This window comes from Mycobacterium sp. (assembly GCF_049673265.1).
GTDB lineage: Bacteria > Actinomycetota > Actinomycetes > Mycobacteriales > Mycobacteriaceae > Mycobacterium.
Genome location: NZ_JBATXN010000421.1, coordinates 25,682 through 37,150, shown reverse-complemented (window position 1 = coordinate 37,150; position 11,469 = coordinate 25,682). Strand labels below are relative to the sequence as shown.

Annotated in this window: 12 protein-coding genes and 1 pseudogene; 4 read left to right on the top strand and 9 right to left on the bottom strand. The window is 62.6% G+C overall.

Going from position 1 to position 11,469, the window contains the following annotated elements; translation table 11 throughout:
• The coding region (locus WBF82_RS14560) for a ribonucleotide-diphosphate reductase subunit beta (RefSeq protein ID WP_424383699.1) at positions 1 to 681 on the bottom strand (681 nt) is incomplete at its 3' end.
• A 168-nt stretch (positions 682 to 849) separates the two neighbouring features.
• Here WBF82_RS14560 and WBF82_RS14555 point away from each other — a divergent pair.
• Together WBF82_RS14555 and WBF82_RS14550 are read left to right on the top strand one after the other, a co-directional pair.
• Complete coding sequence (locus WBF82_RS14555) at positions 850 to 1,296, top strand: SRPBCC family protein (RefSeq protein WP_424383698.1); 447 nt, start codon at positions 850 to 852, stop codon at positions 1,294 to 1,296.
• Positions 1,280 to 1,819, top strand: a complete 540-nt coding sequence (locus WBF82_RS14550) for a TetR/AcrR family transcriptional regulator (protein ID WP_424383697.1) — start codon at positions 1,280 to 1,282, stop codon at positions 1,817 to 1,819. The genes WBF82_RS14555 and WBF82_RS14550 overlap by 17 nt, the downstream gene beginning before the upstream one ends.
• Here WBF82_RS14550 and WBF82_RS14545 read toward each other — a convergent pair.
• The 8 genes and pseudogenes from WBF82_RS14545 to WBF82_RS14510 all read right to left on the bottom strand — a co-directional run bounded on the left by WBF82_RS14545 (position 1,809) and on the right by WBF82_RS14510 (position 9,710).
• A complete protein-coding gene (locus tag WBF82_RS14545; protein ID WP_424383696.1) occupies positions 1,809 to 3,362 on the bottom strand; it encodes a flavin-containing monooxygenase in 1,554 nt (517 codons plus the stop codon). The two genes, WBF82_RS14550 and WBF82_RS14545, sit on opposite strands and share 11 nt — an antisense overlap.
• 82 nt (positions 3,363 to 3,444) lie before the next feature.
• Positions 3,445 to 4,194, bottom strand: coding sequence for a TetR/AcrR family transcriptional regulator (locus WBF82_RS14540; protein ID WP_424383695.1), 750 nt, complete (start codon positions 4,192 to 4,194; stop codon positions 3,445 to 3,447).
• 159 nt (positions 4,195 to 4,353) lie between these two features.
• On the bottom strand, positions 4,354 to 4,833 hold the full coding sequence (locus tag WBF82_RS14535) for a hypothetical protein (RefSeq protein ID WP_424383694.1): 480 nt from the start codon (positions 4,831 to 4,833) through the stop codon (positions 4,354 to 4,356).
• Between the two features lie 231 nt (positions 4,834 to 5,064).
• Complete coding sequence (locus tag WBF82_RS14530) at positions 5,065 to 5,736, bottom strand: hypothetical protein (RefSeq protein WP_424383693.1); 672 nt, start codon at positions 5,734 to 5,736, stop codon at positions 5,065 to 5,067.
• A 144-nt stretch (positions 5,737 to 5,880) separates the two neighbouring features.
• A complete protein-coding gene (gene nrdE, locus WBF82_RS14525; RefSeq protein WP_424383692.1) occupies positions 5,881 to 8,061 on the bottom strand; it encodes a class 1b ribonucleoside-diphosphate reductase subunit alpha in 2,181 nt (726 codons plus the stop codon).
• A pseudogene (gene nrdI / locus WBF82_RS14520) lies at positions 8,034 to 8,477 on the bottom strand (class Ib ribonucleoside-diphosphate reductase assembly flavoprotein NrdI); the annotation flags it as partial. The gene nrdE and the pseudogene nrdI, both read right to left, overlap by 28 nt.
• Positions 8,478 to 8,512: 35 nt before the next feature.
• Complete coding sequence (locus WBF82_RS14515; RefSeq protein WP_424383691.1) at positions 8,513 to 8,752, bottom strand: redoxin NrdH; 240 nt, start codon at positions 8,750 to 8,752, stop codon at positions 8,513 to 8,515.
• 412 nt (positions 8,753 to 9,164) lie between these two features.
• Positions 9,165 to 9,710 (bottom strand): NAD(P)H-dependent oxidoreductase, encoded by a 546-nt coding sequence (locus WBF82_RS14510; RefSeq protein ID WP_424383690.1) that lies wholly within the window; start codon positions 9,708 to 9,710, stop codon positions 9,165 to 9,167.
• Between the two features lie 89 nt (positions 9,711 to 9,799).
• On the opposite strand from WBF82_RS14510, the gene WBF82_RS14505 reads away from it, so the two are divergent.
• Both WBF82_RS14505 and WBF82_RS14500 read left to right on the top strand, forming a co-directional pair.
• On the top strand, positions 9,800 to 10,414 hold the full coding sequence (locus WBF82_RS14505) for a helix-turn-helix domain-containing protein (RefSeq protein WP_424383689.1): 615 nt from the start codon (positions 9,800 to 9,802) through the stop codon (positions 10,412 to 10,414).
• 14 nt (positions 10,415 to 10,428) lie between these two features.
• Positions 10,429 to 11,463 (top strand): DNA polymerase IV, encoded by a 1,035-nt coding sequence (locus WBF82_RS14500; RefSeq protein WP_424383703.1) that lies wholly within the window; start codon positions 10,429 to 10,431, stop codon positions 11,461 to 11,463.
• Positions 11,464 to 11,469 lie beyond the last annotated feature (6 nt).

The following is an 11,469-nucleotide window of genomic DNA, read 5'->3' as shown; positions in this document are numbered from 1 at the left end:
GGTGTAGTCCTTGAGCTCCTGCCTGCGTGCGTCGTCGACCAGCGCCAGGCCGCGCTGGAATTTGTAGCCGATGTAGTAACCGTGGACGGCCTCGTCGCGGATGATCAGCCGGATCATGTCGGCGGTGTTGGTCAGCTTGGCGCGGCTCGACCAGTACATCGGCAGGTAGAAGCCGGAGTAGAACAGGAAGCTCTCCAGCAGGGTGGAGGCGACCTTGCGCTTGAGCGGCTCGTCACCCTTGTAGTACTGCATGACGATCTCGGCCTTGCGCTGCAGGTTGGGGTTCTCCTCCGACCAGCGGAACGCGTCGTCGATCTCAACGGTCGAGCACAGCGTGGAAAAGATCGAGCTATAGCTCTTGGCGTGCACCGACTCCATGAAGGCGATGTTGGTGTAGACCGCCTCTTCGTGTGGCGTCAGTGCGTCCGGGATCAGGCTGACCGCCCCGACCGTGCCCTGGATGGTGTCCAGCAACGTCAACCCGGTGAACACCCGCATCGTCAGTTGCTTCTCGTTGGCGTTCAGCGTTCCCCAGGACGGGATGTCGTTGGACACCGGCACCTTCTCGGGCAACCAGAAGTTGCCGGTCAGCCGCTCCCAGACCTCGGCGTCCTTTTCGTCGTGCAGACGGTTCCAGTTGATCGCCGAAACCCGGTCGATCAGTTTCATTTTTTCGGTCACCAGAACCCCACTTCAGCAGGACGGATAGGCGAACATGCTCAGGCTTCCGACACTACCCCTGGGGTGCGACAAGACGAGGGAACACAAGAGCTTGTGTTGGCGTGTCGCCGGGCGTCGGTCGAGCACACCCCCTATTCAGGGCCCGACTAAACATGTACCATTTGGTACATGTTTACCGAAGACAGTGTGGAAATCGATGCGCCGCCGCAGCTGGTGTGGGAGATCTTCAGCGACGTCGAGCATTGGCCCGACTGGACCGCCTCGGTGACTTCCTTGGCCGGCTTGGATGGCGCCGCCCTTGCCGTGGGCAAACGGTTCGCGATCAAGCAACCCGGCATGCAGAAGCTGGTCTGGCAGGTCACCGAAATCGAACCGGGCTCGTCGTGGACGTGGGTGCAGCGCTCCCCAGGCGTGCACGTGAGCGCTCGTCACTACATCACCGCCCGGACCGGTGGCGGTACCCTGGTCCGCCAGCAACTCGACCAGCGCGGACCACTCGGCGCCCTGGTCGGACGGTTGATGGTCAAGAAGACCAAGCGCTTCCTCGACCTCGAGGGCCAAGGACTCAAGGCCCGAGCTGAGCAACTCAGCCGCGCCGATGGTCCGCACGCCTGACCGACAGCGACGCCGCCAACTCCTCGACGCACTGATCGACGAGTTCGCCGCGAACGGCATCGGCGACCGCTCCCTGCGCGACGTTGCCGCTGCGGTCGGCACCAGTCATCGAATGCTGCTGCACCACTTCGGTTCTCGAGAAGATCTGCTAATCGCGATCGTCGAGGAGGTCGAGCGTCGCCAGATGCGGCTGCTTTCCGAATTGCCCACAGATCCCGCCGAAGGCTTTGCCGCCATGTGGGCCGACCTCCATCGACCCGAATTACGCCGGTTTGAGCGCCTCTTCTTCGAGTGCTATGCCCGTGCGGCGCAAGGAGAACAGCCGTTTGCCTGGATGGTTCCCGGCGCCGTCAACGACTGGCTCGCCGAGGTCGCGGGCCTTGCCGGCAGTGCGTCCGATCCCGCGATGGCACGCCTCGGCCTGGCTGTCACCCGCGGGTTGTTGCTGGATCTGGTAGCCACCAATGACGATGCCGGAGTGGATGCTGCCGCGAATGCGTTCGTAAATCTGCTCAGGCGCTGACTTTTCGGTGCTGCGCCGACGAGCCCGTGCCCACTCCGAAGAACCGGTATTCGGCGGGTTTGAGCGAGCGGGTCGACCGCCAGTACTGCCAGGTCATACCACTCCACAACGTTCGGTTGACACCGCGCTCGTCGAGGTACCAGCTGCTGCAGCCACCGGTGTTCCACACCGAGCCGGCCAGCTTGTCTTGCAGCTCCGCGTTGAACCGGTCCTGAGCAGAGCGGCTGGGCGCAAGCGCCTGCGCTCCGTACTTCTCGACCGCCGCGATCGCCTCTGCCACATAGTGGATTTGAGACTCGATCATGAAAACCACCGACGTGTGGCCCAGCCCGGTGTTCGGTCCGAGCAGGAAGAAAAGGTTCGGCATGTCGGCCACGGCAATGCCGCGATGTGCCGCCATGCCCTCCCGGTTCCAGCGGTCCACCAGATCCTCGCCGCGCGGACCCTTGATGTCGACGAACGTGTAGGAGTCAGTGGTGTGGAATCCGGTGGCGTAGACGATGACGTCGACCGGGTGCTCGACGCCGTCGCCGGTGACGATGCCCTCGGGCGTGATGCGGGTGATCCGCTCGGTAATCAGCGTGGTCTTCGGATTGGCCACCGCCTGGTAATAGTCGGCGGCATACAGAATCCGCTTGCAGCCGGCCCGATAGCTCGGAGTGAGCTTGCGCCGCAACTCCTTATCGCGAACGCTGCGCCGAATGTTCCACTTCCCGACCAACTCGACGGCACGCAGCAGGCTTGGCCGCTTGGTCATCGCGTAGCCCAAACCCTCGAGGCCCCAATAGATTCCCGATCGTACTGCCAGCCGCAGACCCGGTACGTTCGCGAAGGCTTTGCGCACCCCGTCCGGCAACAGACTGTTCGGCCGCGGCACCACCCACGGCGGGGTGCGCTGATACAGCTGCACCTCGGTCACGCCCGCGTCGCGGCGCACCAACTCCGGCACGATTTGGATGGCGCTGGCTCCGGTGCCGATCACCGCCACCCGCTTATCGGTCAGGTCGACACTGTGGTCCCATTGCGCGGAATGGAAAGCGGCGCCGCGAAATTCGTCCATGCCTTCGATTGCCGGCAGCCGCCGGATGTGTAGCGCGCCGGCGCCCGAGATCAGGAACTGGGCGACGTACTCCCGCCCGGAGGCGGTGAACACGTGCCAGCGGTATTCGCTGTCGTCCCAGTGCGCGCGGTCGACCAGCGAACCGAACCGGATGTAGCGGCGCAGTCCGTATTTCTCGGTGACGCCCTTGAGGTAGTCGAGGATCTCGGGCTGCGGGGAGAACAGCTTGCTCCAGGTGGCCTTCGGTTCGAATGAGAACGAATACAGATGGGACGGGACGTCGCACGCGCAGCCGGGGTAACTGTTGTCCCGCCAGGTGCCGCCGACCTCATCGGCCTTCTCCAAGATGATGAAGTCGACACCCTGACGCTGCAGCGCGATCGCCATCCCGAGTCCGGCGAATCCTGTCCCGATGATGACGGCGCGGGCATGCACGGGTGGCGCTTGTGCGTCGGGCTGGATCGTCGACTCGGCAATACTCATATGCGCCGCTCCTTATTTACCCGGTACCCACGGTACCGGAAAGTGTGGTCGATGGCCCCGGCGATGTCAACGCCGCCGAGGCTCAGCTCGCCGCGGAGTCGCGCGGAACCGCGTTGTGGATGGGCTGATCAGGGTCCAGTTTGATGCCGAGCAGCTGGGCGGTGCCCTCGATGACCCCCATCATGATCGTCGTCAGGTGCTCGACGAACCTGTCGCGGGCCATCCGCCGCGGGCTCGCGGGGTCGGATCCCAGCCACCAGTCGGTGGCCGACGCGGCCGAACCGAATGCAGCGAAGGCGGTCAGCTCGAACGCGGCGGGGTCGAGTTTCATCTCACGCAGTTCGTTGTTAAACATTTCGGCCATCGCCAGCGTGATCTCCCGGCCTTCGTTCAGCGTCCGCATCGTCGACTCGGACTGCTCGGGGAATCGGCCCTGGATGAAGAACCGCAGCACGTTGGGATGCTCGTCGACCAGGTTGACGTATTCCTCTGCGCTGCGGTGGATGATCTCGCGAACCGAGTTGGTGGCGAAGTCGATCGACGGGAAGACCGCCGCCCAGAGCATGTCGCGCAGCCGCTCCCCGATCGCTTGGAACAGGTCCGATTTGTCGGTGAAATGCCGGTAGATCTTGGGTTTGGCGGTGCCGGCTTCTTCGGCGATCTCACGGACGCTGAGGTCGGGTCCCAATCGGTCGATGGCGCGGAAAGCCGCCTCGACGATCTCACCACGCACCTTCTTGCGGTGTTCGCGCCAGCGCTCGCTGCGCGCGTCGACCTTGACCCCGGGCTTTGCACCGGGGTGCGGTAGAGCAGGTCGGGGAATTCTCACCACGTCAAGCACTTTACCGCGTCGAACCCCGCTGACCTGGGCAAGCCGCCGAGCCGCAATTGATGTCCCTCGGCATTGGGCACAAAACCCTTGCCGAGCGTGCCCTTGATGCACACTTTTCCACCGAAGCGTGCATCAAGCCCACACTCGACGGACGGTGAATCAGAACATCGCGGAGAGGTCAGACAATAGCGAACTGGTGTCGGTCGCGGCAGCGGTGGATGCGGCTGCCGGGATATCAAAAAGGGGAACAACAAACGAAAAAGGTCCTAATCCCTGGAACGTCAGCTCGTCCAGCGTTCCAGCCGGGCCGGTCGAGAAGTAATCACCGACCTGGAGGGCAGGGATTTGGAACCAGTCTTGCGTCGTGCCCGTCGGATCGCTTTCGGAATAGTTCACCAAGACAGGCTGGACGAAAAAGTCCGTGCCAGCAATAATCGGGATACCGAATTCTGACACTCCCCACACCGTCCCGACCGCGGGACCCCCGGCGGTGGTGTCGATGACCTGCGTCACAGTATTGGTGAGAGCCGCCAACAGCGCAGCATCGACATGCACGGTGGCGTCATAGGTGGCTATCACGTGTCCGGTTGGTGGGTCGAATATGTCAAAGCCACCGGTTCCCTGGGTGGTCCAGTACAAGGGGAAGAGACCAGAGGTCTGGACGTCCGTTGGTCCACCGTTACCGGGACGGAATACGTCAATGTCAGGGAGGGGCACCGGAAACGGCTCGTCCGCGTACGCCACGGGGCCGGTAAGTAACGCCGCACCCATTATGGCGGCGGCCCCGCCGAGAATGACGGCAAACCCGTGTGAACGACGAGAACTCATAACTGTTTCCCTTCTGCGCAGCCTGCTCGGCGCATTGATGAATCAAAGTGTGCCGAGGAGGTCAGACCACAGCGTGCTGAAGTCGGCCGCGGCAGCGGACGAAGTATCGGCGGGGATGTCAATGATGGGAATAACGGCGGCACCATTATTAGAGACAAGGTCGTCGAATATTCCCGCCGGGCCGTTGTAAAACTCATTGCTCCACGCCGCCAGCAACGGAATGTACTGCGGCGATAAAACGTCCACAGTTCCCGCCGAAGTGGTCAAGCTGTAATTTATAAATAGTTCCTGGCTGTAGCCCCACGAAGGTAGCCAGAAAATGGACGTATCCCATTCGGTTCCCACCGGAGGCGCCACCCCTTCGCTGGCGGTGACCACAGTCGAATCGTGCTCGAAGTAACTCTCAGGGATCCCGTAGACGTCATCGAGTTGATGGGTCTCGTAACTTCCGTCGGAAAGTGTCCAAGCTTCGTCATATTGAAGCTGCTCGCCGCCAGGAATCGTGGACCATTCTTCATTCGTCGTCACCGCCGTCAGGCCCGGAGGACCGAGAGGGGCGTTGACGTTGGAGACCTGGAACGGGTTAAACGGCGGCACCGGCAACGTCGCGACGTCGTCGGCATAAGCCATGGGGCTGGCCAGCAACGCCGCGCCCAGCATGGCCCCAGCCGCCGCACCGGCGATGGCAAAACCGCATATTCGACTAAAACTCATAGCTCGCCCCGTTTCTGCGCTACAGCTCCTCCGGCGCGTAACTGTAGCTGAGAGCAAGCTAATAAACAACCAACAAGAACATGTGTCTCGAAGCTATTGGCCAGGTCGCAAGGCCTTCTTAGCCGGGCTATCGTCTCCGCGACGTCACAGCATGCAGGACACGCAGCCCTCGACTTCGGTGCCCTCCAGCGCCATCTGCCGTAACCGGATGTAGTACAGGGTTTTGATGCCCTTGCGCCAGGCATAAATCTGCGCCTTGTTGACATCGCGGGTGGTGGCGGTGTCCTTGAAGAACAGCGTCAGGCTGAGGCCCTGGTCCACGTGCTGGGTGGCCGCGGCATACGTGTCGATGATCTTCTCGTAGCCGATCTCGTAGGCGTCCTGGTAGTAATCCAGGTTGTCGTTGGTCATGTAAGGCGCCGGGTAGTAGGCGCGGCCGATCTTGCCTTCCTTGCGGATCTCGACCTTGGACACGATCGGGTGGATCGACGATGTCGAGTGGTTGATGTAGGAGATCGATCCGGTCGGCGGCACCGCCTGCAGATTCTGGTTGTAGATCCCGTGCGCCTGCACCGACTCTTTTAGCCTGCGCCAGTCGTCTTGGTCGGGAATGCGGATCTCTGCGTCGGCGAAAAGCTGACGCACCTTCTCGGTCTTGGGTTCCCAGATCTGGTCGGTGTACTTGTCGAAGAACTCCCCCGACGCGTACTTCGATTGCGCGAAGCCCTTGAAGCTCGAACCGCGTTCGATCGCAATGCGATTCGACGCGCGCAGCGCATGGTAGAGCACCGTGTAGAAGTAGATGTTGGTGAAGTCGACGCCCTCTTCGGAGCCGTAGTAGACGCGTTCGCGAGCCAGATAGCCGTGCAGGTTCATCTGCCCGAGCCCGATCGCGTGCGAGTCGTTGTTGCCCTGCTCGATCGAGGGCACCGACCAGATGTGGGTCTGGTCGCTCACCGCCGTAAGCGCCCGGATGGCCACCTCGATGGTCTGCGCGAAATCCGGTGAGTCCATCGCCTTGGCGATGTTCAGCGAACCTAGGTTGCACGAAATGTCTTTGCCCACTTTGGCATACGTGAGGTCCTCGTTGAACAGCGACGGCGTGGACACCTGCAAGATCTCCGAGCAGAGGTTGGAGTGGGTGATCTTGCCTTCGATCGGGTTGGCTCGGTTCACCGTGTCTTCGTACATGATGTAGGGGTAGCCGGACTCGAATTGCAGTTCGGCCAGCGTCTGGAAGAACTCGCGGGCCTTGATCTTGGTCTTGCGGATACGTGCGTCGTCGACCATCTCGTAGTACTTCTCGGTGACCGAGATGTCGGCGAACGGCACTCCGTAGATGCGTTCGACGTCGTAGGGCGAGAACAGGTACATGTCCTCGTTGTTCTTGGCCAGCTCGAAGGTGATGTCGGGAATCACCACGCCCAGGCTTAGCGTCTTGATCCGGATCTTCTCGTCAGCGTTTTCCCGCTTGGTGTCGAGGAAGCGGTAGATGTCCGGGTGATGCGCGTGCAGATAGACCGCGCCGGCCCCCTGGCGCGCGCCGAGCTGGTTGGCGTAGGAGAACGAATCCTCCAGCAGCTTCATGATCGGGATGACCCCGGACGACTGGTTTTCGATGTTCTTGATCGGTGCGCCGTGCTCGCGAATGTTGGTCAGCAGCAACGCAACTCCCCCGCCGCGCTTAGACAGCTGCAGCGCGGAGTTGATCGATCGCCCGATGGACTCCATGTTGTCTTCGATGCGCAGCAAAAAGCAGCTCACCGGTTCGCCGCGCTGCTTCTTGCCCGAGTTGAGGAATGTCGGGGTGGCCGGCTGGAACCGGCCGTCGATGATCTCGTCGACGAGCTTCTCGGCCAGCGTGGTGTCTCCGGCGGCCAGGGTGAGCGCCACCATGACGACCCGGTCTTCGAAGCGCTCCAGATACCGCTTGCCGTCGAACGTCTTCAACGTGTAGGAGGTGTAGTACTTGAACGCCCCCAAGAACGTCGGGAAGCGGAACTTCTTGGCATACGCGCGGTCGAGCAACGTCTTGACGAAGTTGCGTGAGTACTGGTCGAGAACCTCACGCTCGTAATAGTTTTCCTTGATCAGGTAGTCGAGCTTCTCGTCCTGATTGTGGAAGAACACCGTGTTCTGGTTGACGTGCTGCAGGAAGTACTGATGCGCGGCTTCGCGGTCCTTGTCGAACTGAATGTGGCCGTCGGCGTCGTACAGGTTCAGCATCGCGTTCAGGGCGTGGTAATCGACGCCGCCCGGCCCAGAAGAATGAGCGCCGTGTCCGGCGGGGGGTACACGCTCTGCAGTTGCGGCGGTTGGTGGCACGTGTCGTCCTTCCAGAAGTCAGCGAGGCCCGCGCGGACGGCTTGTACGTCGTCCTCGGTTCCCATCAGTTCGAAGCGGTAGAGATAGGGAACGCCGCATTTGCGGGAGACCACGTTGCCCGCATAGGCGAATTCGGTACCGAAGTTGTTGTTGCCCGCGGCGATGACGCCGCGGATCAACGATCGATTGTGCTCGTTGTTCAAAAACGCGATGACCTGCTTAGGGACATAGCCACCATCGTTGATGTTCGGAGTCGGGCGGCCGCCGCCGTACGTCGGCAGCACCAGCACATACGGTCGGTCCACCTCGATACGGCCGTGCAGCGGTATCCGCGTCGCCGGAATACCCAGCTTCTGCACGAAGCGATGGGTGTTCTCGGACACGCTGGAGAAATACACCAGGCTGCAGGACGGCACGACGATCCCCTCCTGTCCTACTGCGCCGCTGCCGGCTACGCGCTCAGCACGGCACCGGCGAGCGCCTTGATCCGGTCGGGCCGGAAGCCCGACCAGTGCTCGCCGCCGGCTACCACCACGGGAGCCTGCAGGTAGCCCAGCGCCATCACGTAGTCGCGTGCCTCGGAGTCCAGGCTGATGTCGACCTTCTCGTAGGCGATGCCTTCCTTATCCAGCGCCTTGTACGTGGCGTTGCACTGCACACATGCCGGCTTGGTGTAGACGGTGACGCTCATCGGTACGACTCCTCTGTCGACGCTGGGACTAGGACGAGAACAGGACGAGACTGGCAACTACTCAGGTACTGCATGTGTACTGCTATTCAGCAGACCGCCGCGCCGCAGAATTCCCAATTTGCCGATCCTCGTCAGCCTGCTTGCGTTGCCGGTTGACGCGGCCCGGTCGACCTGGTGAACCTGGGGTCTGTCGGTGTCGGAAACACTACACCTAGTGGGTGACAATAAGTAGGGATACAAGATGTTCTGAAAAACATTCATGAAATTCCCTGGTCGTAAGCCCTCGCCTCGGTGCGGCTCCGGCGTGTCGTAGATCACAAAATCGTTTCGCGGCGGTATACACCCAGACTTACCACCCGGCACCGACAAAACACACCGGCCGCATCTGCTCAGCAAACGGCCCGAATGGGCGTCAGCCCACTTCGGCGACCAGCTTGCCCACCGCATCGCGCACATTGGACACCAACTCGGCGTTCTGCTGCGGGGCCTGCCCATTGAGCGATCCGAACGGCACGGACAGCTTGATCGACTCGACGACGCGAGGACCGGCGATCCCGAAGGACTTGCGGGTCTCGTCGTGCGCCCAGAGACCGCCGTAGCGGCCGAACGACCCACCGATCACGGCCAGCGGCTTGTCCTTCAACGCCCCGTCGCCGAACGGCCGAGAGAGCCAGTCGATCGCGTTCTTGATGACGGCCGGGATGCTGCCGTTGTATTCCGGGGTCACCACCAGGGCTGCATCAGCCTCGGCGGCGGCCGCCCGTAGCGCGGTGACCGCGGTGGACACTTCGGCGTCGTTGTCAACGTCCTCGTTGTAGAACGGCAGCTCACCGAGCCTGTCGAAGACGGTCACGGTGACGCCCTCCGGGGCGACGTCTACCGCCAACTCGGCGATCTGACGGTTGATTGAAGCGGCACGCAGGCTTCCTACCAACGTCAAGACCTTGATCTCCGGCATGTCCTTTTCCCTTCGATAGTTGGTCTACATCCTTCCACGACTTAAGCGGACCCTAGTCCGGATTATTCCATCCGCGTTAAAGTGCGGGTGTGAGCGCTGCCGACTGGTTGGGTGAGCTATCGCCTTCCGCGCCGTTAGAGCGCGGCGACGCGGCCCGCAACCGGGTGCTGTTGCTGGACGCCGCGCGCCGGCTCATCGCCGAGCGCGGCGCCGACGCGGTCACCATGGACGACATCGCCGCCGCGGCGGGCGTCGGCAAGGGCACGGTGTTCCGCCGGTTCGGCAGTCGGGCCGGCTTGATGATGGTGCTGCTCGACGAGGACGAGCGGGCCAGCCAGCAAGCGTTTCTGTTCGGTCCGCCGCCGCTGGGTCCGGATGCGCCGCCGTTGGATCGGCTGCTGGCGTTCGGGCGCGACCGGCTGCGTTTTGCCCATGTTCACCGCGAACTGCTCTCCGACGCCAACCGTGACCCGCATACCCGTCACGGTTCGCCGATCAACGCCCCCTACATGGTGCTGCGCATGCACGTACGGATGCTGCTGGCGACGGCCGGGACGACCGGCAACCTCGATGCCCAAACCGATGCCCTGCTGGCGTTGCTCGACGCCGACTACGTCGAGCATCAACTCGACGATGCCGGCCAGACCCTGCAGAGCCTTGGCGACGCGTGGGAAAGCTTGGCGCGCAAGCTGTGTGGACGGTGAGCGCCTCACCCCCGGTGCCGAAAAGCTGGATCCTGCACGTCGACCTCGACCAATTCCTCGCCTCGGTCGAACTGCGCCGCCACCCCGAGTTGGCCGGGCTGCCGGTCATTGTCGGGGGCAGCGGTGATCCGACCGAACCGCGCAAGGTGGTGACGTGCGCGTCCTACGAAGCCCGCGAATTCGGTGTGCACGCGGGGATGCCGCTACGCACCGCAGCCCGGCGCTGTCCCGACGCCACTTTCCTGCCGTCGGATCCCGCGGCTTATGACGCTGCCTCCGACGAGGTGATGGGATTGCTGCGTGACCTGGGCCACCCGGTCGAGGTGTGGGGTTGGGACGAGGCATTTATCGAGACGCCAGCCGAGGACCCAACCGAACTTGCCGAACTGATCCGCGCCGTGATCTCATCGGCGACCGGGCTGTCCTGTTCGGTAGGCATCAGCGACAACAAGCAGCGCGCCAAGATTGCCACCGGGTTCGCGAAACCGGCTGGCGTGTCTACCCTTACCGACGCGAACTGGATGACGGTGATGGGCGACCGGCCAGTCGATGCACTCTGGGGCGTCGGGCCTAAAACGATGAAAAAGCTTGCCACTCTGGGTATCACAACCGTCTGGCAATTGGCCCACACCGACGCCGAGCTGCTGACATCGACATTCGGGCCGCGGACCGGGTTGTGGCTGTTGCTGCTGGCCAACGGCGGCGGCGATGACACGGTCAGTGCCGAACCGTGGGTGCCGCGCTCCCGCAGTCACGTCGTAACCTTCCCGCGAGACCTCACCGAACGCAGCGAAATGGATTCAGCGGTAACCGAATTGGCGCAGCATGCACTGAGCGATGTGGTGGCCTCCTCGCGCATCGTCACCCGCGTGGCGGTGACCGTCCGCACCGCCACGTTCTACACCCGCACGAAGATCCGCAAGCTCGACGAGCCGACGACCGACGCCGATGTGATCATCGCGGCCGCGCTGCGGGTGCTGGACCTTTTCGAGCTGGACCGCCCGGTCCGGCTGCTCGGAGTGCGACTGGAACTGCAAATGCCGCAGTAACTTTCG